The sequence below is a fragment of the Streptomyces sp. NPDC007264 genome, from assembly GCF_042869095.1.
Taxonomy (GTDB): domain Bacteria; phylum Actinomycetota; class Actinomycetes; order Streptomycetales; family Streptomycetaceae; genus Streptomyces.
Genome location: NZ_JBIAFD010000001.1, coordinates 549,198 through 572,611, shown reverse-complemented (window position 1 = coordinate 572,611; position 23,414 = coordinate 549,198). Strand labels below are relative to the sequence as shown.

The 23,414-nt window shown below is 73.6% G+C and carries 23 protein-coding genes and 1 pseudogene; 9 read left to right on the top strand and 15 right to left on the bottom strand.

Annotated elements, in window-relative coordinates:
* Positions 1 to 62 precede the first annotated feature (62 nt).
* On the bottom strand, positions 63 to 290 hold the full coding sequence (locus ACFYMU_RS02595; RefSeq protein ID WP_388366892.1) for a DUF3263 domain-containing protein: 228 nt from the start codon (positions 288 to 290) through the stop codon (positions 63 to 65).
* 130 nt (positions 291 to 420) lie between these two features.
* Here ACFYMU_RS02595 and ACFYMU_RS02590 point away from each other — a divergent pair, with 130 nt between their 5' ends.
* From ACFYMU_RS02590 to ACFYMU_RS02580, 3 genes are all read left to right on the top strand, one after another.
* Positions 421 to 1,449 (top strand): ROK family protein, encoded by a 1,029-nt coding sequence (locus ACFYMU_RS02590; RefSeq protein ID WP_388366890.1) that lies wholly within the window; start codon positions 421 to 423, stop codon positions 1,447 to 1,449.
* On the top strand, positions 1,449 to 2,591 hold the full coding sequence (gene nagA / locus ACFYMU_RS02585; RefSeq protein WP_388366888.1) for an N-acetylglucosamine-6-phosphate deacetylase: 1,143 nt from the start codon (positions 1,449 to 1,451) through the stop codon (positions 2,589 to 2,591). The genes ACFYMU_RS02590 and nagA overlap by 1 nt, the downstream gene beginning before the upstream one ends.
* Before the next feature lie 178 nt (positions 2,592 to 2,769).
* Positions 2,770 to 3,699 (top strand): 1-phosphofructokinase family hexose kinase, encoded by a 930-nt coding sequence (locus ACFYMU_RS02580; protein ID WP_388366886.1) that lies wholly within the window; start codon positions 2,770 to 2,772, stop codon positions 3,697 to 3,699.
* 4 nt (positions 3,700 to 3,703) lie between these two features.
* Here the strand turns inward: ACFYMU_RS02580 and ACFYMU_RS02575 are convergent, their stop codons facing one another.
* Together ACFYMU_RS02575 and cdgB are read right to left on the bottom strand one after the other, a co-directional pair.
* Positions 3,704 to 4,663, bottom strand: a complete 960-nt coding sequence (locus ACFYMU_RS02575; RefSeq protein WP_388366884.1) for a CBM35 domain-containing protein — start codon at positions 4,661 to 4,663, stop codon at positions 3,704 to 3,706.
* Positions 4,664 to 4,779: 116 nt separating this feature from the next.
* A complete protein-coding gene (gene cdgB / locus ACFYMU_RS02570; protein WP_388366882.1) occupies positions 4,780 to 6,453 on the bottom strand; it encodes a diguanylate cyclase CdgB in 1,674 nt (557 codons plus the stop codon).
* Between the two features lie 436 nt (positions 6,454 to 6,889).
* Between cdgB and ACFYMU_RS02565 the strand changes: the two genes are divergently transcribed.
* On the top strand, positions 6,890 to 7,516 hold the full coding sequence (locus ACFYMU_RS02565; RefSeq protein ID WP_388366880.1) for a flavin reductase family protein: 627 nt from the start codon (positions 6,890 to 6,892) through the stop codon (positions 7,514 to 7,516).
* Positions 7,517 to 7,867: 351 nt separating this feature from the next.
* Here the strand turns inward: ACFYMU_RS02565 and ACFYMU_RS02560 are convergent.
* Together ACFYMU_RS02560 and arfB are read right to left on the bottom strand one after the other, a co-directional pair.
* Positions 7,868 to 7,939, bottom strand: a pseudogene (locus tag ACFYMU_RS02560) (hypothetical protein); the annotation flags it as partial.
* Between the two features lie 507 nt (positions 7,940 to 8,446).
* Positions 8,447 to 8,875 (bottom strand): alternative ribosome rescue aminoacyl-tRNA hydrolase ArfB, encoded by a 429-nt coding sequence (gene arfB, locus ACFYMU_RS02555; protein ID WP_388366879.1) that lies wholly within the window; start codon positions 8,873 to 8,875, stop codon positions 8,447 to 8,449.
* A gap of 195 nt (positions 8,876 to 9,070) precedes the next feature.
* Between arfB and ACFYMU_RS02550 the strand changes: the two genes are divergently transcribed.
* The 4 genes from ACFYMU_RS02550 (at position 9,071) to ACFYMU_RS02535 (ending at position 11,592) form a co-directional block, all read left to right on the top strand.
* Positions 9,071 to 9,646, top strand: a complete 576-nt coding sequence (locus ACFYMU_RS02550; RefSeq protein ID WP_388366877.1) for a TerD family protein — start codon at positions 9,071 to 9,073, stop codon at positions 9,644 to 9,646.
* A 162-nt stretch (positions 9,647 to 9,808) separates the two neighbouring features.
* Positions 9,809 to 10,357 (top strand): GNAT family N-acetyltransferase, encoded by a 549-nt coding sequence (locus tag ACFYMU_RS02545; RefSeq protein ID WP_388366875.1) that lies wholly within the window; start codon positions 9,809 to 9,811, stop codon positions 10,355 to 10,357.
* A 13-nt stretch (positions 10,358 to 10,370) separates the two neighbouring features.
* Positions 10,371 to 10,868, top strand: a complete 498-nt coding sequence (locus tag ACFYMU_RS02540; RefSeq protein WP_388366873.1) for a hypothetical protein — start codon at positions 10,371 to 10,373, stop codon at positions 10,866 to 10,868.
* A gap of 49 nt (positions 10,869 to 10,917) precedes the next feature.
* On the top strand, positions 10,918 to 11,592 hold the full coding sequence (locus ACFYMU_RS02535; RefSeq protein WP_388366871.1) for a pentapeptide repeat-containing protein: 675 nt from the start codon (positions 10,918 to 10,920) through the stop codon (positions 11,590 to 11,592).
* A 95-nt stretch (positions 11,593 to 11,687) separates the two neighbouring features.
* On the opposite strand, the gene ACFYMU_RS02530 is transcribed toward ACFYMU_RS02535, so the two are convergent.
* From ACFYMU_RS02530 to ACFYMU_RS02485, 10 genes are all read right to left on the bottom strand, one after another.
* Positions 11,688 to 12,470: a gamma-glutamyl-gamma-aminobutyrate hydrolase family protein gene (locus ACFYMU_RS02530; RefSeq protein ID WP_388366869.1), complete on the bottom strand. Its 783-nt coding sequence runs from the start codon at positions 12,468 to 12,470 to the stop codon at positions 11,688 to 11,690.
* The gene (locus tag ACFYMU_RS02525) at positions 12,467 to 13,996 is read right to left on the bottom strand and encodes an aldehyde dehydrogenase (RefSeq protein ID WP_388366867.1); all 1,530 of its coding nucleotides are present in this window, start codon (positions 13,994 to 13,996) and stop codon (positions 12,467 to 12,469) included. Before ACFYMU_RS02525 ends, ACFYMU_RS02530 begins: the two co-directional genes overlap by 4 nt.
* Positions 13,993 to 14,730 (bottom strand): gamma-glutamyl-gamma-aminobutyrate hydrolase family protein, encoded by a 738-nt coding sequence (locus ACFYMU_RS02520; RefSeq protein WP_388366865.1) that lies wholly within the window; start codon positions 14,728 to 14,730, stop codon positions 13,993 to 13,995. Before ACFYMU_RS02520 ends, ACFYMU_RS02525 begins: the two co-directional genes overlap by 4 nt.
* A gap of 2 nt (positions 14,731 to 14,732) precedes the next feature.
* Positions 14,733 to 15,449, bottom strand: coding sequence for a substrate-binding periplasmic protein (locus ACFYMU_RS02515; protein WP_388366863.1), 717 nt, complete (start codon positions 15,447 to 15,449; stop codon positions 14,733 to 14,735).
* Positions 15,446 to 16,846 carry a glutamine synthetase family protein gene (locus tag ACFYMU_RS02510; RefSeq protein WP_388366861.1) on the bottom strand — a complete coding sequence of 467 codons (1,401 nt, stop codon included), beginning with the start codon at positions 16,844 to 16,846 and terminating at the stop codon, positions 15,446 to 15,448. Before ACFYMU_RS02510 ends, ACFYMU_RS02515 begins: the two co-directional genes overlap by 4 nt.
* An 87-nt stretch (positions 16,847 to 16,933) precedes the next feature.
* Complete coding sequence (locus tag ACFYMU_RS02505) at positions 16,934 to 18,160, bottom strand: NAD(P)/FAD-dependent oxidoreductase (protein WP_388366859.1); 1,227 nt, start codon at positions 18,158 to 18,160, stop codon at positions 16,934 to 16,936.
* Between the two features lies 1 nt (position 18,161).
* A complete protein-coding gene (locus ACFYMU_RS02500; RefSeq protein WP_388366857.1) occupies positions 18,162 to 18,350 on the bottom strand; it encodes a ferredoxin in 189 nt (62 codons plus the stop codon).
* Positions 18,351 to 18,620: 270 nt separating this feature from the next.
* Positions 18,621 to 19,820, bottom strand: coding sequence for a cytochrome P450 (locus tag ACFYMU_RS02495; RefSeq protein ID WP_388366855.1), 1,200 nt, complete (start codon positions 19,818 to 19,820; stop codon positions 18,621 to 18,623).
* Positions 19,821 to 19,976: 156 nt separating this feature from the next.
* A complete protein-coding gene (locus tag ACFYMU_RS02490; protein ID WP_388366853.1) occupies positions 19,977 to 20,726 on the bottom strand; it encodes a cache domain-containing protein in 750 nt (249 codons plus the stop codon).
* Positions 20,719 to 21,492, bottom strand: a complete 774-nt coding sequence (locus ACFYMU_RS02485; protein WP_388366851.1) for a FadR/GntR family transcriptional regulator — start codon at positions 21,490 to 21,492, stop codon at positions 20,719 to 20,721. The genes ACFYMU_RS02490 and ACFYMU_RS02485 overlap by 8 nt, the downstream gene beginning before the upstream one ends.
* A gap of 231 nt (positions 21,493 to 21,723) precedes the next feature.
* Here ACFYMU_RS02485 and ACFYMU_RS02480 point away from each other — a divergent pair, with 231 nt between their 5' ends.
* The gene (locus tag ACFYMU_RS02480; protein WP_388366849.1) at positions 21,724 to 23,271 is read left to right on the top strand and encodes an APC family permease; all 1,548 of its coding nucleotides are present in this window, start codon (positions 21,724 to 21,726) and stop codon (positions 23,269 to 23,271) included.
* Positions 23,272 to 23,414 lie beyond the last annotated feature (143 nt).

Sequence of the window (23,414 nt, the reverse complement as noted above, 5' to 3'; positions counted from 1 at the left end):
GACCCTATCCGCGGGGGGCCGGGCTCACGCACGGTCGCGGGCGCGTCTTCGGACGCCGGCCGTCAGCGCTCCGCGCGGCGGGAGTCGCGGACGCGGCGGAGGCGGTTGACGGTGACCGGGTCGTGGGCGAGGGCCCGGGGGTCGTCGAGGAGGGCGTTGAGCAGCTGGTAGTAGCGGACCGGGACGAGGCCCAACTGCTCCCGCACGGCGCGCTCCTTGGCGCCCGCCCCGGGAAAGCTGCGCCCCTCCAGGGCGAGGATGGCCTTTTCGCGGGCGGTGAGGTCGTCCATGGGGGGAACCGTATCCGGCTCGCCGGCCGGCCGACGAGCCGGCCGTGACGGCCTCGGCCGTACCGGTGCGAGCGCTCCACCGCGCGAATGGACTAGACCTCTTCAGGGTTCAGGCGCCACACTGTCCTTCGTGAGACATGTCATCGCCCTCGACGTGGGCGGCACCGGGATGAAGGCCGCCCTGGTCGGGGCCGGGGACACGGCGTCTTCCGGGGCTTCCGGAAGCCCCGGCGCCCCCGGGAGCGGTACGGAGCCGCGGCTGCCACGGCAGGCACCCGGTCTCCCCGTGCTGCACCGGGCGCGCCGCGCGACCGGGCGCGAGCGCGGCGCCGACGCCGTGGTGGAGTCGATCCTCTCCTTCGCCGCCGAGCTGAGGGCCCACGGCGAGCGGCACCTCGGCGAACCCGCGTCCGCGGTCGGGATCGCCGTCCCCGGCATCGTCGACGCCGACCGCGGCATCGCCCGCTACGCGGCCAACCTCGGCTGGCGCGACGTGCCCCTGCGCGACCTGCTCGGCCGCCGGCTCGGCGGCGTCCCGGTCGCGCTCGGGCACGACGTGCGCACCGGCGGGCTCGCCGAGGGCCGGCTCGGCGCGGGCAGGGGAGCCGACCGCTTCCTGTTCGTGCCCCTCGGGACCGGCATCGCGAGCGCCATCGGCATGGGCGGCCGGGTGGAGGCCGGGGCCCACGGCTTCGCGGGGGAGATCGGCCACGTCGTCGTACGGCCGGGCGGGGCTCCCTGCCCGTGCGGACAGCGCGGCTGCCTGGAGCGGTACGCGTCGGCCGCCGCCGTCGGCGAGGCATGGGCCGAGACGTGCGGGGACCCGGGCGCGGACGCAGCGGCCTGCGCGAAGGCCGTCGCGTCCGGTGACCCGAACGCCGTGCGGATCTGGCGGGAGGCCGTGGACGCGCTCGCCGACGGGCTGATCACCGCGATCACCCTGCTGGACCCCGGCACGCTCATCATCGGTGGCGGGCTGGCCGAGGCCGGGGAAATCCTGTTCGCACCGCTGCGGGACGCCGTCCGGCGGCGGGCCACCTTCCAGCAGCTCCCCTCGATCGTCCCCGCGGCGCTGGGGGACACCGCCGGATGCCTGGGCGCGGCGCTCCTCGCCTGGGATCTCCTGCACACCACTGACCGTTCGGAGGTAACCACCTGATGGCCCCTAGCAAGGTTCTCGCCGGTGCCCGGGTGGTGCTTCCCACCGGGACCGTGACCGACGGCCGCGTCATCGTCGACGGCACGCGGATCGCGGGCGCGGCCCCCCAGGACGCGGAGATCATCGACGTACGGGGCCACTGGCTGGTCCCCGGATTCGTCGACATGCACAACCACGGGGGCGGCGGCGCCTCCTTCCACGGCACCGCCGACGAGGTCCTGACGGCCGTCCGCACCCACCGGCTGCACGGCACCACCACCATCGTCGCCTCGACCGTCACCGCCGACCCCGTCTTCCTCACCCAGCAGGCGGGGCTGCTGTCGGAGCTGGCCGAGCAGGGCGACATCGCCGGCATCCACTTCGAGGGGCCGTTCATCTCGCCCTGCCGCAAGGGCGCGCACTCCGAGGCGCTGCTGCGCGACCCGGACCCGGCCGAGGTCCGCAAGCTCATCGACGCCGCACGCGGCCGGGCGAAGATGGTCACCCTCGCCACCGAACTGCCCGGCGGCATCGAGTCCGTGCGGCTGCTCGCCGAGCACGGTGTGATCGCGGCGATCGGGCACACGGACGCGACGTACGAGCAGACCGTGGCGGCGATCGACGCCGGCGCGACCGTCGCGACCCATCTCTTCAACGCGATGCCGCAGCTCGGCCATCGCGCGCCCGGTCCCGTCGCCGCGCTCCTGGAGGACGAGCGGATCACGGTCGAGCTGATCGACGACGGCACGCACCTGCACCCCGCCTCCCTCCGGCTGGCGTTCCGTCACGCGGGGGCGGGCCGGGTCGCGTTCATCACGGACGCGATGGACGCGGCCGGGTTCGGCGACGGGCGCTATGTGCTCGGCCCGCTGGAGGTCGAGGTCAGCGAGGGGGTGGCGCGGCTGGTGGAGGGAGGTTCGATCGCGGGCTCGACGCTCACCCTGGACCGTGCGTTCCAGCGGGCGGTCACGGTCGACGGACTGCCGGTGGAGGACGTCGTCGCGGCCATCTCGGCCAACCCGGCCAGGCTGCTGGGCGTCTACGACCGGGTGGGCTCCCTGGAGCCCGGCAAGGACGCCGACCTGGTGCTGCTGGACGCCGGTTTCGGCCTCAAGGGCGTGATGCGGCGCGGCGCATGGGTGGTCGATCCCCAACTGGGATGATTCATCCGCTGGTTGGCGCGGCGGTCGGGCCGGGGGGGCTGGGCCGACCGCCGCCTCGTTTGGCATGATCGAGCCGCCGCACACACCGTCGGCCGAAGCGCATTCCGGGACGGGGCCTACGCGACCGGCGTACGGTCGCGCGGAAGGCGCCGCCACGACTTCGAGGGAGGCCCTCCAGGTGATCCTGACGGTCACGCTGAACACCGCTCTCGACATCACCTATCGCGTACGGGCGCTGCGGCCGCACACCTCCCACCGGGTGACGGACGTGACCGAACGGCCCGGCGGCAAGGGCCTGAACGTGGCGCGGGTGCTCGCCGCGCTCGGCCACGCGGTGACCGCCACGGGCTTCGCGGGCGGCGCGACGGGCCGCTCCCTGCGGGACCAGCTCACCGGCACGCCCGGCGTGGTGGACGCGCTCGTCCCGGTCGGCGGCCCCACCCGGCGCACGATCGCGGTGGTCGACGAGACGACCGGGGACACCACCCAGCTCAACGAGCCGGGCCCGGGGATCGAGTCCGCCGAATGGTCGGCGCTCCTGGGAACGTACGAGGACCTGGTGCGCTCCGCCTCCGCGGTGGCCCTGTGCGGCAGCCTGCCACCCGGGGTGCCGGTGGGGGCGTACGCCCAGCTGGTGCGCACCGCACGGGCCACGGGCGTTCCCGTCCTGCTGGACACGAGCGGCGAGCCGCTGCGGCGCGGGGTGGCCGCACGCCCGGACATCGTCAAGCCGAACGCCGACGAACTGGCCGAACTCACCGGCTCCCACGAACCGTTGCAGGCCACCCGGGACGCCCGCCGACGCGGCGCGCACGCCGTGGTCGCGTCGCTGGGCGCGGAGGGACTGCTCGCCGTGAACGCGGAGGGGCGCTGGCGGGCCGTGCCGCCGCGCCGGATGCAGGGCAATCCGACGGGCGCGGGCGACTCGGCGGTCGCGGGCCTGCTGTCGGGCCTGGTGGAGCGGCTGCCGTGGCCGGCCCGGCTGGCCCGGGCGGTCGCCCTGTCCACGGCGACCGTGTCGGCACCCGTGGCGGGCGAGTTCGACCGCCGGACCTACGAGGAACTGGTGGACCAGGTGACGGTGACCGGCGGGGCGACGGCGGCGTAGCCGCCTAGGACTTGTCCCAGCCCTTCGTCAGCCACAGCTGGTCGAGGTAGGCGTTGCACTGGTTCCCCTGCTCGCAGGAGATCCTGATGGTGTTGGTGCCCTTGTTGAGCTGGATGTAGTTGAACGTCTTCGTCCAGCCCTTCTCCCAGTCGCCCTGGGGTGCCTGCGCCCAGTTCTTCAGGGACATGGGGGTGGTCTGCGGCGTGCCGTTGACCGTGAGGGTGGCGGTGGCGTCGACGCCGGGCACGCCGTAGCCGGTGTACAGCGTGTACTGGCCCGTCTTGGGCACGTCCACGCTCCAGGTCACGGCGGCGCCGACGTTGTTGAGGCCCGCCACGTAGATCCCGCCGTCGGCCTTGGCGCCCTTGACGTCGGAGGCGGTGGTGGCGCCGTTCTCCAGGTGCAGGGCCTTGGCGTCGATCGTCGGCAGCTTGGTGTCGTCCGTCGACTGCTGGGTGGTGGACGCGCTCGGGGACGCGCTCTGGCCGGCCGAGGGGTCGGAGCCCGCCTGGCCGCCGGACTTCCCGTCGTCCCCGTCGTCTCCCATCATGGCGATGCCGATGCCGATCACGACCGCGGCGACCACGGCGATCGCGCCGATCAGCAGGCCCTTGGTGTTGGGGCCCCGGCCTCGCCCGCCGCCGCCCCCGCCGACCGGCGTCTGCCGGGTCGTGGTGGCGCCGCCCGGTACGGTCTCGGGCGCGGCGTAGTGCGCGTTGGGCTGCCCGTAGGCGCCCTGGCCGTACGCCCCCTGCTGCGGCACCTGGCCGTAGGCGGCCGTCTGGGCCTGCGGCTGCGGCTGGCCGTACTGGCGTTCGCCGACGGCGCGCACTCTGTTGACGGAGCCCGGGTAGCCGTAGCCGCCGGTGGGCGGCTGGGCGCCGTTGGCCTGACCGTCGGCGTACAGATAGCCGAACGGGTCGTCGTCCTCGGGCGTGCTCGCGCCGTTGTTGCCGGGCGTCATCCCTAGGTACTCCTCAGCAGGTGCGGGTCATATGTGTACGTGATGAGTCGCGAGCCTACCTGCTCTCGGCGGCCCGGACGGGTGTTCTTCCCATCACCCTCGCGCTGACCTGGTATTTACCCGGCGCGCCGATGCTGTTTGGGACGAGAGCGTTTCTCTACGTACATCCGCTCGTCGGCGGATTTCAACACTTCGTCCGCAGTCATGCCGCAGTGGGCCCAGCCGATGCCGAAGCTGGCGCCGACCCGCATGGCGCGGCCGTCGACCCGGATCGGCTGGATGATCTCGTTGCGCAGGCGCACCGCGAGGTCCTGGGCGTCGGCCTTGCCCAGCCCGTCGGCGAGCACCACGAACTCGTCACCGCCGAGCCGGGCGACGGTGTCCCCGTCGCGCACGCCGCGGCTGAGCCGCCGGGCGACCTCGATGAGGACGGCGTCGCCCGCGTTGTGCCCGAACCGGTCGTTGATCGACTTGAAGCCGTCGAGGTCGCAGAAGAGCACCGCGAGCCCCTTGGTGCCGTCGTCGATGTCGCTCTCGGGCGCGACCGTGTGCACATGGTGGTCGAAGGCGTCGAGGGGCCCCGGCCCGCTGTGGAAGTCGAAGGCGTGGCCGCCGCCGAACACCGCCGGATGGTCAGCCCCGTGTCCCGCGTAGGCGGCGTCCAGGGAGTCGGCCGCGCCCGGCGGCAGGGAGTGGGGGCGCTGGCAGAGGCGGGCGGACAGCCGGGAACGCAGTTCGGCGGAGTTCGGCAGGCCGGTGAGCGAGTCGTGGGAGGCCCGGTGGGCGAGCTGCAGCTCGCGGCGCTTGCGCTCCTCGATGTCCTCGACGTGCGTGAGCAGGAAGCGGGGCCCGTCGGCGGCGTCGGCGACCACGGAGTTGCGCAGGGACACCCAGACGTACGTACCGTCGCGGCGCCCGAGCCTCAGCTCCGCCCGGCCGCCCTCGGCGGAGGTCCGCAGCAGCGTGCCGATGTCCTCGGGGTGGACGAGGTCGGAGAACGAGTAGCGGCGCATCGCGGAGGCGGGCCGGCCCAGCAGGCGGCACAGCGCGTCGTTGGTCCGCAGGATCCGCCCGTGCTGGTCGCCGCCCATCTCGGCGATGGCCATGCCGGAGGGGGCGTACTCGAACGCCTGCCGGAAGGACTCCTCGCTGGCGCGCAGGGCCTGCTGCTCCCGCTCCAGCCGGACGAGGGCCCGCTGCATGTTGGCCCTCAGCCGGGCGTTGCTGATGGCGATGCCGGCCTGGAAGGCGTACATCTGGAGCGCCTCGCGCCCCCATGCGCCGGGCCGCCGCCCGTTGCGCGGGCGGTCCACGGAGATGACCCCGATCAGCTCACCGCCGGCGCCGCCCTGCACGGTGGACGTGTACATGGGCGCGAAGAGGCGGTCGGAGGGGTGCCACTCGTCCTCGAAACGGGGCTCGGGGCCGTCGGTGTACCACTGCGGCACGTCGTCGTCATCGAGGACCCAGCCCTCGGTGTGCGGTATGAACCGCAGGTCTCCCCAGGCCTCGCCCATGCCCAGCCGGCGCTCCCAGGCGTCGCGGGAGCCGACCCGACCCGTGATCAGCGCCTCGGCGGCGGAGTTCCCGGCGAACGCGGCCACGACGAGGTCGCCGTCGGGGCGTACGAGGTTGACGGCGGCGAGCTCGTACCCGAGACCGTTGACGATGCCGTCGGCGACGGTCTGCAGTGTGTCCGCCAGGCTGCGGGCCGTGTTCATGTCCGCCATCACCTGGTGCAGCTGCCGCAGCGTCGCGAGGCGGACATAGGGCTCCGACTCGGTCTCCATCCGCCCTCCCCTCGATGTCTCGCGGCAACTCCAGGGACGCGTCGCCGAACTACGGTTCCGCCGGTTTCCTCGTCACGCTACGGGGCGTACTCCGGAGGTAGCGTCGTGCAGCGTCCCCGCCACTGAATCACAGCGCGCTGCCCACTAGGTACACAGGGTCAACAAAATACTGCCCCTGTGACTCAAGTCACAGCAGAACATGAACAATTGGGTAGGGATTCCGCGTTTTCCCCGCGCCTTTACGGAAGGCAATTCGGGAGTTGTGCGGATGCCGTGATCATACGTGCCAACTAACGGGCAGATGCACCGAGTTGCTTTCCACGGACCCTACCGCGAGACCCGGCCCGGCTCGCCCCGGGGTCCGCCGCTGGTCCTAGGTCGCGGTTCGGGCCCGGGGCCGATGCGGACGCCCCAAGGCGCCGACTAGCGTTCTGGCGTGCTCAAGACTCCCCCCGCCCCGTCCGCGCCCGCCGTCCCGCCCGCCTCCGGGCATGCTGAGGGGGTGAGCAACGACGAGTTCCGCGCCGTCATGTCCCGGCTGGCCGCCGGCGTGGTCCTGGTGACCGCGCACGAGCCGGCCCTGGACCCGGAGGTCCCGCCCGTCACCCGCCACCGCCCTGACGGGGGCGCTCCGCGCCGCGACATCACTCAGGGTGAGGACGTCGGCATGACGGCGACCGCCTTCCTCTCGGTGTCCCTGGACCCGCCCCTGGTCCTGGTCAGCCTGCGCGAGGGAGCCCGCATGGACGAGCTGCTGGCCGAGCAGCCCCTGTGGGCCGTCTCCGTGCTCGCGGAGAGTCAGCGGCACATCGCGGGCCGCTTCGCCATGAGGGGCCGCATCAGCGACCGGCTCCTGTTCGAGGACATCCCCTACGTCCACGGCGAGGTCAGCGGCGCCCCCCTGGTCCGCGGCGCCCTGGCGACCCTGGAGTGCCGCACCGAACAACGCGTGCCCGCCGGCGACCACACCCTGGTCATCGGCCGCGTCCTGACGGCCCACGTACCCAGCGCCGAAGGCGGCCCCCTGCTGTACTTCAGGGGCCGCTACCGCCACCTGGGCTGAGCCCCGAAAGCGACGCGACCTCGAATGGGGCGCGGCCCGAAAGGGGCGCGGGGAACTGCGCGACCAGCCACGGACGACCCGCACCGATCCACCACCCCACGAGAATCCCGGGCCCGGCCCGAAAAGGGGCGCGGGGAACTGCGCGACCAGCCACGATCGACCCGCACCGATCCACCACCCCACCCCCACGAGAATCCCAGGGGCCCGGGGCGGAGCCCCGTGACGCCACCCCCGAGAGGGCTCACCGCACCACGACCTCCAGCGCGGCCAGCGCCTTCGCGTCCGCGACGATCTGATCGCCACGATCCGCCCCCGCACCACCGTGAAGCACAGCACCCGCCCCACCCGGCCGGTCCCGGAACGGCTGAGCCTGATCCAGGTCTCCTGGACGGCGTCGTCGGCCTCGGCGAGCGAGCCGAGCATGCGGTGGGCGACGGCGCGCAGACGGGGGCGGTGGGTCTCGAACCGCTCGACGAGGAATTCGCTTTCCGCGCCGAGACCCTCGCCGCCGCGCCTTTCGTCCTTCCCTTTGTCCGGCACGCCGTTTCGCCCGTCGTACGGCCCCTCGTATCCCCCGTCGTATGCGATGCCGTACGTCATGCCGTATGCCGTGCCGTATCCCGCGCCGTTCCCTGCCGGGAATTCGCTCTCGCCCATCCGCACATCTCCTCGCCGCCGTTCGTCAGTGGATTGACGGACGGCGGCGAGAAGACGTGGCAGGAGCGTCCGCCGACGCGCGCCGGCTAGGCCCTGTCGTTCGGATCAGGCCGGCTGTGGGTCCCGCCGCCTTCCGGGCCGACCCGAGCGGGGTCCGGTGCGTGCAGCTGCAAGGCGGAGGAGGGCGCCGACGCGGGGCGTCGGCAACCGACGACAACGCCGCAGATGTGCGCACCGGACCCCGCGACGCCGGGATGATCCGAACGACAGGGCCTAACGCCAGTCGTTGCCCGAGCGCCCTCGCTTGGTCTCCGAGCGCTGCTTCTTCTCCCGCAGTCGGCGCTCGTTGATCCCGCGGGGGATGCGGGTCGCCCTGCGGGGCCTGGGCGGCGGCGCCGTCGCCTCGGCGAGCAGGGAGGCGAGCCGCACGGCGGCGGCCTCGCGGTTGCGCCACTGCGAACGGTGCTCGGAGGCGCGGACGGTGACGACGCCGTCGACGAGCCTGCCGGCGAGCCGCTGGAGGGCCCGCTCCTTCCACACCGGCGGCAGTGCCTGCGTCTTGGCCAGGTCGAAGCGCAACTCCACCTGGGTGTCGCTGGTGTTGACGTGCTGTCCACCGGGCCCCGAGGACCGCGAGAAACGCCACATGAGCTCGGCCTCGGGGAGCGAGACGGAGCCGCGGACGAGGTAGGGACCGGACATGCCTCCATGGTCGCGCGCCGTCCGGTTCGCGTCACCCCGTTTTCGGGCGGCCCGAACCATTTGGGTAAAGAAAGTAAAGAGATCCGGAACCGTGGGGACCCCCCTTGGCGTTGGTACGGGTAGCTGTAGCTTCGTGCCCGTACGAAGCCGTAGGTACCGCAGCGCGCACGCGAACGAGGGAAGGGACTCCCAACAATGGCTGTAAGCCTGTCCAAGGGCGGCAACGTCTCGCTCACCAAGGAGGCCCCAGGCCTGACCGCCGTCACCGTGGGCCTCGGCTGGGACGTCCGCACCACCACCGGCACGGACTTCGACCTCGACGCCTCCGCGATCGCGGTCACCGGCCAGGGCAAGGTCTACTCGGACCAGCACTTCGTCTTCTTCAACAACAAGCAGACCCCGGACAACACGATCGTCCACACCGGCGACAACCGCACGGGCGAGGGCGCGGGCGACGACGAGGCGATCAACGTCAACCTGGCGGGCCTCCCCGCCGACATCGACAAGATCGTCTTCCCCGTCTCCATCTACGACGCCGAGTCCCGTTCGCAGAACTTCGGCCAGGTACGCAACGCGTACATCCGCATCGTCAACCAGGCCGGCGGCCAGGAGATCGCGCGCTACGACCTGTCGGAGGACGCCGCCACGGAGACGGCCATGATCTTCGGCGAGCTGTACCGCAACGGCGCGGAGTGGAAGTTCCGCGCGGTCGGCCAGGGGTACGCCGCGGGCCTGGCCGGCATCGCCCAGGATTTCGGCGTCAACATCTGATCGCCCGGCGGCGCCCGTTCGTACGTACCTGCGGGTACGGACGGACGTACGTCGTGCAGGGACCGGGTCCGTACGTCGTGACACCCCCGCCCGCGGTGCGCGTGGCCGGGGGTGTCCGCGCACTCCCGGTCCGCGGCGCCCGTCCCGCGTTACGGTGCCCTCGTGCTCCTCCATCCCCTCCCCCGCACCCCCGGCGGCACCGTCCCGGCCCCGCTGCTGGCCGAGCTCACCTCGCTGTACGCCTCCAACCGCGCCTACCACGCTCTCAGCGGCGACTTCCCGGACCCGGACGACATCCGGCCGGAGCAGGTGGCGGCCGCGCTGGCCGAGGAGGCGGCGAACCCGGACGTCGAGGTGCTGGTGGCACGCGGCGAGCAGAGGCTCGTCGGGCTCGCGATCACCCTGGCCCGCCATCCCGACCCGGCCGACCCGGACCCGTGGATCGGGCTGCTGATGGTGGACGCGGGCATGCAGGGGCAGGGCCACGGCCGCCGGCTGGCGTCACTCGTCGAGGACCGCCTGCGTGCCGCCGGCCACACCGCCGTGCGCCTCGCCGTCCTCGACGACAACCCCGGCGGCCTCGCCTTCTGGACCGCCCTCGGTCACACGGTCCTCGGACGGCGCGAGGACCTCCAGCGGGGCCGGCCCTGCACGGTGCTGCGCAAGGTGCTGACGCGGCGGCCCGCCGTGGGGGGACCGGCCGGGCCGTGACACCATCGCCCCCGTGCTCGACATCGGCTACGCCCTCTCCCTCCGCTTCCCCGACCCCCCGCAGACCGACTACCGCCGCGCGGACGTCCACGCCCTGCGGCACGACCTGTTCTGCGGTGACGTCTATCTGGCCGACACCGAGGCGGACCGGGAGCTGTCCACAGCCTGGGGATGGGTGCCGGTGCTCGACTTCGCGTGGGCGTTGTGCGACATCGCCGAGCGGCTCGACCGCGACCCCCTCGGCAGCCGTGCCGCCCGGCCGCAGCGCGCCGAGCTGGACTTCACCGAGTCCACCGACCGCCTGCTTTTCGAGCGCCGCTTCGGCTGGGTGGAGATCGCGGCGCAGTGGCTGCCGGCCGAACCGCCGCTGGCCTTCTCGCACACCGAACTGCGCCGCGAGGCGCGCGACTTCCTGCACGATCTGATCGCCGACCTCACGGACCTCCATGAGGACCTGGCGGAGAACCCGGCGATCTGGACCCTCCAGGCACGCTTTCCCCGCGTCGGCTGACCGAGGTCGAGGCCGCGCCGGTGTCAGTGGTGGGGTGCAGCATGGGGGCATGGTGCGCAGGAGACAGGTGGTGAAGCCGGCACGGCGGCCGGATGTACGGCTGCCGGAGCTGGTCGCTTTCGAGGACGGGGAGCTGGCGCCCGACGGGGACTACGACGGGCTGGAGTTCCGGGACGGGGACTTCGCCGGACAGGACGGCGGGGGCGCCCGGTTCATGGACTGCGCGCTGACGGGCTGCGCGCTGGACGAGACCCGGCTGCACCGCGCCCGGATGCTGGACTCGGTCCTCACGGGCGCACGGGGCGTGGGCACGGACCTGGCCGAGGCCACGCTGCGCGACGTGGAACTGGTGGACGCCCGGCTCGGCGGGGTGCTGCTGCACGGGGCCGTGCTGGAACGGGTGCTGGTGCGCGGCGGCAAGATCGACTATCTGAATCTGCGCGGGGCGCGGCTCACCGACGTCGTCTTCGAGGGCTGTGTCCTCGTCGAGCCGGACTTCGGGAGCGCCCGGCTGGAGCGGGTCGAGTTCATCGACTGCGTCCTGAAGGGGGCCGACCTCACGGGGGCGGTCCTGCGGGACGTGGACCTGCGCCGCGCGGCGGAGCTGGACCTCGCCCGCGGCGTCGACCGCCTGTCCGGCGCGGTGATCAGCCACGCCCAGCTCCTGGACCTGGCACCCGTGCTGGCGGCGGAGCTGGGACTGCGGGTGGCGGAGGCCGGCTGACCCGGGAGGGAGCGCGGGCTCCCGGGGCGCCGCGTACCCGCCGCGCACGAGCCGGCCTGTGCGGGGTCGGCTCGTGCGGGGTCGGCTCGTGCGCGTCAGTGCGGCGCGGCGCAGGCGGTGACGAAGCCGGAGAACAGCCGGCGGCGGTGGACTGCGCAGCCGTCGGGGTCCTCGGGGTGCCACTGCACACCGACCACCCACCGTCCCGGGTGCTCCACCGCCTCGACCACTCCGTCGTCGGCGCGTGCCGCGACGATCAGGCCGGCGCCGACCCGGTCGACGGCCTGGTGGTGGCCGGAGCGCACCGTCGGCCGGAGTTCCCCGGCGAGGTCCGCCACCCGGGTGCCGGGGGTGATCGTCACCTTCTCGTCGAGGAACATCGGCTGCCCCGGGCCGCCGTGGTGCAGCCGGTGATCCGCGAGGTCCGGTACCAGGGTGCCGCCGTGGGCGATGTTGACCAGCTGGCTGCCGCGGCAGACGCCCAGCACCGGCCGGGCCGCGGCGCACGCCCACCGGATCGCGGCGAGGGTGTGCTCGTCCGCACGGCGGTCGACGCCGTAGGAGTTCGGCACCGGCCCGCTCACCCCGTACAGCTCCCCGTCCACGTCGCCGCCGCCGAGCACCAGCAGTCCGTCGAACGCGGTCACGGCGGACGGGTCGGGCAGCGGCTCGGCGGACGTGTCGATCAGGAGGTGCGCGGCGCCCAGGTCGCGCAGGGTCGCCAGCGCGGTGCGGGTGAAGCGCCGCACCAGCCCGGCCACGGGCACGGTGAGGCCGGGGAAGTTCAGCGAGACCAGGACCGCGATCCGCGGCCCGTCCGCCGGTGCGGGACCCGGGGGTTCGACCTCGTGCCGGTGCACGGCGGCGCGGGCGCTCACAGCCGGATCCAGGTGGTCTTGAGCTGGGTGTACTTGTCCAGCGCGTGCAGCGACTTGTCGCGGCCGAAGCCGGACTGGGCACAGCCGCCGAACGGCACCGTGATGTCGCTGTCGTCGAAGCAGTTCACCCAGACCGTGCCCGCGCGGACCGCCCGGGACATCCGGTGGGCGGTGGACAGGTCCCGGGTCCACACGGCGGCGGCCAGACCGTAGTCGGTGCCGTTGGCGATCCGCACCGCCTCCTCGGCGTCGTCGAAGCCGATCACCGTGAGCACGGGTCCGAAGACCTCCTGCCGGGCGATGCGCATCGCCGGGTCGACGTCGTCGAAGACCGTCGGTTCCATGTAGTACCCGCCGGTCCCGGCCAGCACCCGGCCGCCGCCCAGCACCGGGCGGGCGCCGTCCTCGACGGCGCCGCGCACATGGCCCAGGACCCGCTCCAGGTGCTTCTCCTCCACCAGCGCCCCCACCCGGGTGCGCGGGTCGAGCGGGTCGCCGACCACGGTGCGGCGCGCCGCGTCGAGGACCAGCTCGAGCAGTTCGTCCTTGACCGAGCGGTGGACGAGCAGCCGTGAGCCGGCCGAGCACACCTCGCCCTGGTTGAAGAAGATGCCCCCGGCGACGGCCCGGGCCACCACCTCCAGGTCCGGCGCGTCGGGCAGCACGATCTGCGGTGACTTGCCGCCGAGTTCCAGGGAGACCTGCTTGATGTTGGACTCGGCCGAGTAGGACAGGAAGAGCCTGCCGACCTCCCCGGAGCCGGTGAAGGTGACGGCGTCCACGTCCGGGTGGCGGCCGAGGGCGGCGCCCGCCGTCGGGCCGAGGCCGGGCACCACGTTGAGGACACCGTCGGGCACGCCCGCCTCGGTCGCCAGTTCCGCGAACCGCAGAGCCGTCAGCGGGGACTGCTCGGCCGGTTTGAGGACCATGGTGTTGCCCGCGGCGAGGGCGGGCGCGACCTTCCAGACCGCCATCATCAGCGGGAAGTTCCACGGCACCACGGCGCCGACGACCCCGAGCGGCTCACGGGTGACGGTGGCCAGCACCTCGGGGCCGGTGGGCGCCACCTCGTCGTACCGCTTGTCCGCGGCCTCGGCGTAGAAGTCGAGGGTCTGGACGGTCACCCGCAGGTCCACGGCGAGCGCGTCGGTGTACGGCTTGCCCATGTCGACGCTCTCCAGCAGCGCCAGTTCCTCGGCGTGCTCCTCCACCAGCCGGGCCAGCCGTTGCAGCACCGCGCGTCGCCGCCGGGGGTGCAGGGCCGACCAGCGGCCGCCGTCGAAGGCCCGCCGGGCGCTCGCCACCGCGCGGTCGACGTCCGGCGCGCCGCCGGCGGCGACCCGGGCGATCACCCGGCCGTCGCGCGGGGAGACCTTTTCGAGGACGGCGCCGTCGACGGCGTCCGTCTGCCGCCCGTCGATGTGCAGCCGGGTGGGCGGGGCGAGGGCGGCGAAGCGCTGCTCCAGTTCCTGGCGCCGTGCCAGGGCCGCGGCGGCCTCCGGCCCGGCGTCCGGTGTCGCGGTCATGAGACGACGTCCTTTCGGAGGGGAGTGGGGACACGGGTGCGCAGGCGGGCGCGGTCGACCAGGTCGCCGAAGAGCGCCGCGTCCTGCCGTGAGCTCGCGGCCAGGTCCTCCGGGTGCCACTGCACGGCGAGCACATCGGCGGACGTGTGCTCCACGGCCTCGACGCGGCCGTCGGCGGAGCGGGCCGCCACCACCAGTCCGTCGCCCAGGCGGTCCACGGCCTGGTGGTGGTAGGAGGAGACCGTGAAGGCGGCCGGGCCGACCACCGATCGCAGCCGGGTGCCGGGCAGCGCGGTGACCGCGTGGAGCGCGTCGCGGTGCTCCACCGGGCCGGGCGGCAGATGCTGCAGGAGGGTGCCGCCGCACACGGTGTTGAGCACCTGCAGGCCGCGGCAGATCGCCAGGGCCGGCAGGCGGTGCGCGAGCACGGCGCGGGCCACGGCGAGGTCGAGGTCGTCCTGCTCCGGGTGGTCGGGCTCGGTCCGGGGGTGGCGGGCCTCGCCGTAGTGGGCGGGGTCCAGGTCGGAGCCGCCCGGCAGCACCACGCCGGCGGATCCGGCCAGCCGCCGGGGCAGTTCCGGCAGGGCGCCGCGGTCGGCGCCGTGCAGGACCAGCGGCTCGCCCCCCGCCGCGAAGACCGCCTCGCAGACGGCCTCCGCGGCGACGGTGGCGGCGAACCGCAGCCCGGACACGGAGGCCGCGCGGCGGCCCACGACGAGGATCGCGGGGCGCACGCTCACCCTCCCGCCCCCGGGTCGGCGAACGGGTAGGCGAGGGCGGGCAGCCATGCGGTCCAGGCCGCGGCCAGCCGTCCGTCGGCGATGACGCGGCCGAGCGCGCCGTCCAGGGCGGCCAGCGTCCCGGGCCGGTCCTTGGCCACGCCCAGCGCCCAGCGGTTGCCGGTGCGCACCGTGAAGGCCAGGGCGAAGTCCGGGTCGCCGCCCAGCGGCACGAACACCACGTCGTCGTCGACGACCGCGTCCACCTCGCCGGTGCGCAGGGCCGCCAGCATCTCCGCGAAGACGTCGTCGGAGCCACCGCCGAACGGCACCGGCACCGCACCGTCGAAGGTCTGCGCGAGCGCCATGTTGGTGGAGCCCGCGATGGCCGCGACCCTCCGGCCGCGCAGCTGCTCCGGGCCGCTCACCTCGTCCCCGCGGCGGACCAGCACCGACTCGTGGAAGACGGCGTACGGGCGGGTGAAGTCCACCAGCGCCGACCGGTCGGGGGTGATGCCCTGACCGCACAGCACGGCGTCCGCCGCACCGCGCCGCACCGCGGGGATCATCTCGGCCCACGGCAGGTACACCCACCGCAGCGGGCGGCCCAGCTCGGCGGCCAGCAGTTCGCCGACGGCCGGCTCGTAGCCCCGGCGGGAGCCGTCCGGACCGGACAGGTGGAACAGGGGTGCCGCCTCGGAGTCGATGCAGGCCAGACGCAGCGGCGCGGTCACGGCGTCTCCTCGGCGTACATGGCGTGCTCCCAGTCCGTGACGGTGCCGCAGAAGCGGGCCCACTCGTCGCGCTTGAAGGCGCCGTACAGCTCGACGAGCTCCGTGCCCAGGGCGTCCTCGACCACCGGGTCGGCCTCGAAGGCGTCCAGTGCCTCGCCGAGCGTCAGCGGCAGCCGGTCGAAGCGGGGGGCGTCGCCGTCGTAGCTCGATCCGTGCTGTGCCGGGCCGGGATCGGTGCCATGGGCGAGCCCGTCCTCGATGGCGGCGAGCAGCACGGCGTGCGAGAGGTAGGGGTTGACCATGGCGTCGGGGAGTTTGAACTCCAGCCGCCCGTTCGCGGACAGGCGCACCGTGCAGGTCTTGTTGTCCATGCCCCAGTTGATCTGCGAGGGGGCGAACTGGCCCGCGTCCCAGTAGCGCTTGTACGAGTTGACCGTGGCCCCCATGACCGCCATGGCGCCCGCCGCGTGGCTGAGGATGCCGCCGAGAGCGTGCCGGCCGGTCTCGGTGAGGTGCAGCTCGGTGACACCGGGGTCGGCGAGGACGTTCACGCCGTCGCGCCACAGGGAGAGGTTGTGGTGGCAGCCGTTGCCCATCATCCCGGTGGCGGGCTTGGGCATGAAGCTCGCGGTGACGCCGAGTTCGCGGGCGACCTGGCGGCAGATCTGCCGGTAGACGACCAGCCGGTCGGCGGTGCGGTCGGCGTGGTCGTACATCCAGTTCAGTTCGAGCTGGCCGGGGTCCTCGTAGTCGCCCTCGATCATGTCCAGGCCCAGTGCCTGCCCGTAGGAGATGACCTTCTGGTAGATGGGGCGGTACCGCTCCAGATGGTCCACGTGGTAGGCGGGGCTGGAGCCGGGGCGGAAGCGGGCGTCGAGACCGGGACCGCTCCAGGTCATCTCGGGCTCGCAGCCGCTGCGCAGTTCCAGACCGGTGCGGGCGGTGAACGCGGCGTGCCGCCGCAGCAGGTTGCCGCGCACGTCGGTGGCGAGCGGCCGCCCGCCCGCCTCGGGGCGGTGGTCGGGCTCGTAGAGGCGGCAGAAGAAGCGGCCGGTGCTGCTGTCCCAGGGCAGGACGGCGAAGGTGTCCAGGTCGGGGACGGCGGTGAACTCGGCGGCCTCGGCGCCGCCGCCGAGCAGGTTGCCGGCCCGGTCGGTCTGCAGGTCGCTGACGGCGGTGCGGTGCAGCTGGACGCCGCGTTCCGCGTTGCGCGCCAGGTGGCGGGCCGGGACCACCTTGCCCACGACGCGGCCGGTGATGGTGACGGCCTGGTAGTAGAGGTACTGCACGCCCGCCTCGTCGATCCGCTTGCGGATCGCGTCCAGCGCGGCCTGGTCGGTGTTGCGCTCGCGGTGCCGGTCCAGTGCGGTGGCTGCGGGCGTCGTCGTGATGGTCATGGCTCCTCGTGGCAGGGTCGGGGGCGGCGGAGTGGCGGGGTCGGGGCGGCGGAGGCGTGGGCGGGGGCGTGGGCGGAGGAGGCGGGGTCAGGCGGCCGGGGCGTGGGCCGTGCCGGCCTCGCGCAGCTCGCGCAGGCGGGCGGGGGGCAGGTTGACGGCGACGACGCCGACGGGCCGGGACCGCCGGTGGTAGGTGGCGAGGAGACCGGCCCGCGGGTCGGTGAGGTCCCCTTCGGCCAGGCGCACCTCGTCGGCGAGGGCCGGGGCGCCGAAGCTCTGCAGGCGCAGGCCGAGTTGGTCGCTCCAGAAGGAGGGGAGCGGGCTGAAGGGCTCGGGGGCGGGCGCCCGGCCGGCCAGCAGGGCCGTCAGGGTGGCCGCGGCCCGCTTGGCGGTGTCGCCGGGGACGGACCAGTGCTCCACGCGGCGGGGTGTCGTGTCGAAGAGCGGGTTGGGGAAGCGGGCGACGTCGCCGACGGCGACCAGGCGGTCGCTGCCGACGGCCAGCAGGGCGTTGTCGCAGAGCACCCCGTCGCCGAGGTCCAGGCCGGGATTGCCGCTCAGCCACTCGGTGTTGGGCACGGAGCCCACGGCCTCGACGACGGCGTCGGCGCCGAGGGTGGTCCCGTCGTCGAGGTCCACGCCGCGGACGTGGTCCCGGCCGAGGACGGCGGCCACCGACCGGCCGGTGCGGAAGGTGATCCCGGCCGCCTCGTGGTGGCGTTGCACGGCCCGCGCCAGGTCGGCGCCGAGGACGCGGCCCATCGGGGGCCCGGCGGGCTCCACCACGGTGACCCGGCAGCCGAGCCCGAGCGCGGTGGCCGCGACCTCGCAGCCGATGAAGCCGGCGCCGACCACGATCACGCGGGCCCCGGGGCTCAGCGCGCCGCGCAGCGCGACGCAGTCGTCCAGGGTGCGCAGCGCGTACCGCCCGGCCCTCGGGCCCGGCAGGGTGAGCCGCCGGGGCCGCAGGCCGGTGGCGGCGACCAGCCCGTCGTAGCGGATCTCGGTGTCGTCGGCCAGGGTGAGCAGGCCCCGGGCCAGGTCGGCGCGGACCACCGCCCGGCCGAGCCGGAAGTCCACGTCCCGGACCGACGCGCGGCGGCGGAAGGCCACCGCGGCGTGCAGCCGGGCCGGGTCGCTGTCGCCGGGGTCGGGGTCGGCGAGCAGTTCCTTCGACAGGGGCGGGCGGTTGTAGGGCGGGTGGGGTTCGTCCCCGAGGACGGTGACCGGGCCGGTGTGCCCGGCGGCACGCAACTGTTCGGCGGTGCGCAGGCCTGCCAGGGAGGCGCCGACGACGGCGATGCGGGCGGACACCTCAGTCCTTGATGAGGATGGCCTGGACGGGGCAGGCGTCGGCGGCCTCCTCGACCGCGGCGAGCTGGGTGTCGTCGGGGTGGGCGTCGTGGACGAGCCTGCCCTCGTCGTCCATCTGGAAGACGACGGGTGCCGCGATGGCGCACTGGCCGTGGTCCTGGCACTTGGCGAGGTCGACAGTGATCTGCATGGGGGTGGTCCTCTCGGGACGGAACGGAACGGAACGGGGCGGGACGGGGCGGGGCGGGACGGGACGGTGGGCGGGCGGAGGCGTCGGGTGCCGGCCTGCACGCAGGGGTACGGACCGGGCATACGGGCCGGGCATACGGGCCGGGCGCCGGCCCGGGCGCAGGGGTACGGACCGGGCGGTGGGAGCGCAGGCCGGACGGAGGGGCGCAGACCTGACGGCGGGGGCGCCGACCCGACGGAAGGGGAAGAGGTCAGGCGGCCGGGGAAGAGGTCAGGCGGCCGGGGTGAAGGTGAGGGGCAGCCGGACGGGGCCGGTGTTGCCGGAGTCGGGCAGCCATGCGGCGCCCTCGTCGATACGGGGGTCGCGCAGGCGGCGGGCGAGCAGCGGCAGGGCCTCGCTCATGTCGCCGCGGGCGACGAAGTGGCCGAGGCAGTGGTGGGCGCCGCCGCCGAAGCCGAAGTGCGGCCTGCGTTCGGCGGTGATGTCGAAGGAGGGCTCTCCGAACACCCGGGGGTCGGTGCCGGCGGACTCGCTGAAGAGGTGCACGGTGGTGCCTGCGGCGATGTCCAAACCCTGGAAGGTGAAGTCCTCCCGGGCCTCGCGGGTGACCCAGGTGACGGTCGGGTTGACGCGCATGACCTCCTCGACCGCCGCGGGGCCCAGCTCCGGCCGTTCGGCGAGCAGCCGCCACTGGTCGGGATGCCGGGTGAAGGTCTGCATGGCCAGGCCGAGTTGGTTGCGGGTGGTGTCGAAGCCGCCGAAGACCAGAAGCACCAGGCCGTCGCGCAGCTCGCTGTCGCTGAGCGAGTCCGCGTCGCGGTGGGCCCGGACCAGTGCGGAGACGAAGTCGTCGCGCTCGGCGCGGCGGCGGTCGGCGATGAGGTCGTCGGCGTAGGCGTACAGATTGGCGAGCGCGGCCTCGATCCTGGGCAGTTCCTGACGGATCGTCACACCCATGGCGAGGCCGACGGTGGCCGACTCCCGGGCGATCACCGGCCATTCCGACTCCGGCAGGCCCAGCATGTGGGCGATCACCCGGGCCGCGTACGGCTCGGCGAACTCGGACACGAACTCGCACCGGCCCGGTTCGAAGCCGTCGATCAGCTCGGTGGCGAGGGCCTGGAAGCGGGGCACCAGGCCGGCGATGAGCTTCGGGGAGAAGGCGGGGTTCATCAGCCGGCGCAGCCGGTGGTGCTCCTCGCCCTCCTTGTTGAGGATCCAGCCGGCGAACCAGTCGGCGAAGGGGCCCTCGGTGACGCCGTTGTGGGCGGGCCAGGCGACGCTGCCCTGGCGGAGTTTGGGGTGCTTGACCAGTCGGCTGACCTCCTCGTGGCGGAGCACCGCGAGACCGTAGGTGGTCCGGGCGTACCAGCTGCGTTCGCGTGCGGCGTGCACGGCGGCCGACTTGATGGAGAACAGGGGATCGGTGATGTCGAGGTAGGGCACGGCGTCGAGCGCGGCAGCAGTCAAGGGGACTCCCACGGTCTGGCGGGGCGAGCGGAGTGGCCAAATACTCTAAAGCTAGAGTTTGTATGTCAAGGGCTCATGGAAAAGGGGCCGCCGGAGCCCCATGGCTCCGACGGCCCCTCGACCGCCCCGCAGAGACGCGCCGGTCAGACCCGGCGGCTACCCGCGCGCCGCCAGCGCCAGCACCCAACCGCTGTCCCGTCCCACCTCGCCCACGGCGAGGAACACCCCGTCTCCCGCGTGCGGCAGCCGCGGCAGCCGCGCCCCCACCAGCCAGCGCGGCGAGTTGGCCGCGACCACCCTGCGCTCCGGTCCGACCAGCACCGCGTCGTGGCCGGCCCCGCGCAGCAGCCCCAGCAGCCGCGGCTCCAGCGCGTCCATCCGCAGATCGGTGCCGGCCACTCCCAGGAAGGCGCCGTCCACCACCGGCACGGTGAAGGTGCAGACGTAGTGGTCGGCGGCCGAGTAGTCCACGTACGGGCCGAACACCGCGCGGCGGCCCTCGTCACGGGCGGCCGCGAACCACTCCATCTCGAAGTAGTCGTACACGTCGACGGTGGTCGGATCGAGATTGAGCCGCATCGGCGCCAGTCCGGAGGCGACGCGCTGCCACCACGTGATGTGCCGTTCCCGGTCCGGCAGCAGTCCCGCCGCCGTCAGGAAGCCCAGGCCGTCCGCCATCGGCTGCGCGGCCAGCCGCTCCTCCACCACGGCCCTGATGCCCGTCAGGTCGCCGGCCCGGAAGGTGCCGCCCGCCGAGAGCACCGCACGCCGCCGCCGGACCACCTCGGCGGCGACCGCCTCCGGCCCGGCGAAGATCTCCGCGAGCAGGCCGCGGATCCGCGCCAGCAGGGTCTCCAGCACCTCGGCCGCCGCTGCGGCCTCCCCGGGAGTACGCGCCTCAGCCACCGTCGGCCACCTCGTCGCTCTCGTGCTCGGTCAACCGCAGGTGCAGCTCGATCATGCGCCGCAGGTTTCCCTGGACATGCCGCTCGGCCAGCACCCGCGCACGGTCGCCGTCCTCCTCGGCGATCGCGGTGGCGATGGCGTGGTGCTCCTCCACCACCTTGTCCACCGGTGTCCCGTCCCCGTGCGCCAGCCAGAGCAGCCCCGCCGTGCCCGCCTGGAGGTCCACCTCGTGCCGGGTGAGCCGCTCGGACTGCGAGGCGATGGCCACCTCGATGTGGAACCGGCTGTCGGCCCGGATCCGGGCACCGAGCCCGTCGGCCCGGGACAGCTGCTCCACCAGGTTCAGCAGCCGCCGCAGGCTCGCCGCCGAGGCCCGCTCGGCGGCGAGGCGGGCGGAGGTGCCGGACACCGCGAGCTGCTCGTCCGCCAGGTCCCGCAGCTCGGTGACGGTCGTGGCCCGCAGGCGCGCCTCCAGCGGAGCACGCGGCGGACTGGCGGGGCGGCGGACGAAGGTGCCGCCGGTGCGGCCGCGGCGGGTCTCCACCAGCCCCTGTTCGCGCAGCACCGCCAGCGCCTCGCGCAGGGTCATCGGCGAGACGCCCAGCTGGGTGGCGAACTCCGCCTCGGTGGGCAGCTGTTCCCCGTCCACCACCAGCCCCAGATGGATGGCCTCGCGGATGCGCTGGACCACCTCGTCGCTGCGGCCGGCCGAGCGCAGGGGCGAGATCAGCGCGGTGCTCGGCGCGGGAGCGCCCTGTGCGACCATGGCCCCTCCTCCGCTCCGGTTTCCGGCTGGTTAACCCTGTCCGGAAGGCTTGTGCGCTAACCCATGAACTTGTAGCTTTTCGCGCAGCCATCCACCGGCAGCCTTCCGGGGACGGCCAGCATCATAACCAGCGGCGCCGATCGCCCTCCTGCGACGCCGCCTCACCGCGGACCGACCAGCCGCCCCTCCCGCCATGGCCTCTGCCCGCCGGTTCTAGACAACGGAGCCCGCATGAGCCCCACCCCTGCCCTCCCCACGGACGACGACGCGCAGCACCTCGCCTCGCTCGGCTACACGTCCGAATTCAAGCGAGACATGAGCCCCTGGGCCAACTTCTCGCTCGGCTTCACCTACCTGTCGCCGGTCGTCGGCGTCTACTCGCTCTTCGCCTACGCCCTGGCCACCGGCGGACCGCCGATGATCTGGAGCTTCGTCATCGTCGGTCTCGGGCAGCTGCTGGTCGCCCTCGTCTTCAGCGAGATCGTGGCGCAGTTCCCCGTCGCGGGCGGTGTGTACCCGTGGGCCCGCCGCCTGTGGGGCCGACGCTGGGCCTGGATGACGGGCTGGGTGTATCTGGTCGCGCTGCTGTGCACCATCGCCAGCGTCGTCTACGGCGCCGGCCCCTACCTCGCCGCGGCCTTCGGATTCACCGCCACGGTGAACACCACCATCATCTGCGCGCTGGTGATCCTGGCCCTGGCCACCGTGATCAACTTCCTCGGTACCCGTGTGCTGGCCATGGCGGCCCTCATCGGCTTCGTCGCCGAGATCGCGGGCGCCCTCGCGGTCGGCGGCTGGCTCCTGGTCAACCACCGGCACCACGGCCTCGGCGTGCTGTTCGACAGCTTCGGCGCCCAGGGCGACCACAGCTATCTGTGGGCCTTCGCGGCCGCCGGTCTGATCGGCGTCTACCAGTACTACGGCTTCGAGGCGTGCGGCGACGTCGCCGAGGAGGTCCCCGACCCGGGGCGGCTGATCCCCAAGGCCATGCGTCGCACGATCTACATCGGCGGAGCCGCGGCCACGTTCGTCTGTCTCGCGCTGGTGCTCTCGGTGGCCGACATCCCGGCCGTGATCGCGGGCAAGGACGTCGATCCCGTCTCCACCCTGCTCGACAGCGCGTTCGGCTCCGTCGGCTCGAAGATCGTCCTCGCCGTCGTGCTGATCTCCTTCCTGTCCTGCGCCATGAGCCTGCAGGCCGCCGCGAGCCGGCTGGCGTTCAGCTACGGTCGCGACGACATGATCATGGGCAGCCGGCTGCTGCGGAAGTTCTCCCCGGCCAAGCACGTCCCCCCGTACTCGCTGCTGCTCGCCGCCGTCGTGCCCGCCGTCATCGTGATCGGCTCCAAGGCGTCCACCGACGCCCTCACCAAGGTGATCAGCTTCGCCTCCGTCGGCATCTACATCGGCTTCCAGATGGTGGTGCTCGCCGCGCTGCGCGCCCGGCTCAAGGGCTGGCAGCCCAGTGGCAAGTACCGGCTCGGGCGCTGGGGCCTGCCGGTGAACGTCGCGGCGCTGGTGTACGGCGTGATCGCCATCGTCAACATGTGCTGGCCGCGCACCCCGGGCACCCCCTGGTACGACAACTGGATCGTGCCGCTGTCCGCCGTGGTCGTCGTCGGCACCGGGCTGATCTACATGGCGGTGCACCGGTCCTACGGGCGCAGCGAGGCACCGTACGACGACGCGATCCCCAAGGAGGCGCCCGACTCCACGGCGGCCGCCGCCCCCGAGGCGGATGCCGGCCCCGGCGCGGACCGGACGCCGGTCGACGCCTGAGCGCACGGCGCGACCCGGCGCGGAGAGGCGCGGAAGAGGCGCGGAAGAGGCGCCACCGATCGCTCGGGAACCCGTATGACACCGGCCCGCAGGACCTGCTCGTGGTCCTGCGGGCCGGCGTCGTCCGGACCGGCCCGCCGACC

Excerpts from the sequence above, each read along its gene's own strand:
- ACFYMU_RS02535 (WP_388366871.1), top strand. The coding sequence starts at position 10,918 with ATGGTGCGCAGGAGACAGGTGGTGAAGCCGGCACGGCGGCCGGATGTA.
- ACFYMU_RS02595 (WP_388366892.1), bottom strand. The coding sequence starts at position 290 with ATGGACGACCTCACCGCCCGCGAAAAGGCCATCCTCGCCCTGGAGGGG.
- arfB (WP_388366879.1), bottom strand. The coding sequence starts at position 8,875 with ATGTCCGGTCCCTACCTCGTCCGCGGCTCCGTCTCGCTCCCCGAGGCC.
- ACFYMU_RS02575 (WP_388366884.1), bottom strand. The coding sequence starts at position 4,663 with ATGACGCCCGGCAACAACGGCGCGAGCACGCCCGAGGACGACGACCCG.
- nagA (WP_388366888.1), top strand. The coding sequence starts at position 1,449 with ATGGCCCCTAGCAAGGTTCTCGCCGGTGCCCGGGTGGTGCTTCCCACC.
- ACFYMU_RS02510 (WP_388366861.1), bottom strand. The coding sequence starts at position 16,846 with ATGACCATCACGACGACGCCCGCAGCCACCGCACTGGACCGGCACCGC.
- cdgB (WP_388366882.1), bottom strand. The coding sequence starts at position 6,453 with ATGGAGACCGAGTCGGAGCCCTATGTCCGCCTCGCGACGCTGCGGCAG.
- ACFYMU_RS02500 (WP_388366857.1), bottom strand. The coding sequence starts at position 18,350 with ATGCAGATCACTGTCGACCTCGCCAAGTGCCAGGACCACGGCCAGTGC.
- ACFYMU_RS02525 (WP_388366867.1), bottom strand. The coding sequence starts at position 13,996 with ATGACCGCGACACCGGACGCCGGGCCGGAGGCCGCCGCGGCCCTGGCA.
- ACFYMU_RS02550 (WP_388366877.1), top strand. The coding sequence starts at position 9,071 with ATGGCTGTAAGCCTGTCCAAGGGCGGCAACGTCTCGCTCACCAAGGAG.
- ACFYMU_RS02485 (WP_388366851.1), bottom strand. The coding sequence starts at position 21,492 with ATGGTCGCACAGGGCGCTCCCGCGCCGAGCACCGCGCTGATCTCGCCC.
- ACFYMU_RS02480 (WP_388366849.1), top strand. The coding sequence starts at position 21,724 with ATGAGCCCCACCCCTGCCCTCCCCACGGACGACGACGCGCAGCACCTC.